The organism is Mesorhizobium sp. Arg314 (assembly GCF_053714275.1).
In genome coordinates, this window is the sequence record NZ_JBSKBP010000217.1 from 1 (window position 1) to 623 (window position 623).

General features: G+C 59.9%; 1 protein-coding gene. It reads left to right on the forward strand.

All coding sequences use genetic code 11. The annotated features are described in order from the left end of the window. Positions 1–110: 110 nt before the first annotated feature. The coding region (locus tag ACWGS9_RS35160) for a tyrosine-type recombinase/integrase (RefSeq protein ID WP_454509475.1) at positions 111–623 on the forward strand (513 nt) is incomplete at its 3' end.

Sequence of the window (623 nt, forward strand, 5' to 3'; positions counted from 1 at the left end):
TGATTGAACTAAACCGCTATCGCGGTAGGAGGCGAGCAGCCTTGGCGTGAGGAGGCCCCTGTCTGACAAAGTTTGGTGTCGAGCCAACCTTTCAGACAGGAGAACCCCAGATGGCCGAGTTGAGCCCTCTACGTCGACGCATGATCGAGGACATGACGGTCCGCAATCTGTCGCCGGCAACGCAGCGATCCTATATCCACCATGTCGCAAAGTTCAGCCGTTTCTTTAAACGGTCGCCGGATCAGCTCGGATACGAAGAAGTTCGCACCTATCAGCTGCATTTGGTGAGCCGAAGGGTCACTTGGGGCGCGCTAAACCAGGCAGTGTGCGCCCTGCGGTTCTTCTTCGGCGTGACGTTGGGGCGGACGGATCTGCCTGAGCGGATCTCTTACGCTCGTGCGCCGCGCAAGCTGCCTGTCGTGCTGAGCGCCGACGAGGTGGTCGGCTTCCTCGAAGCCGTGAACGGAGTGAAGAACCGGGTCGCGCTGACGACAGCGTATGCTGCGGGTCTTCGCGCTCTGGAAGCTTCACGGCTGAAGGTCACCGATATCGACAGCCGTCGGATGATTATTCGCGTCGAGGAAGGCAAAGGTGGCGGGGACCGCTACGTGATGTTGTCGCCG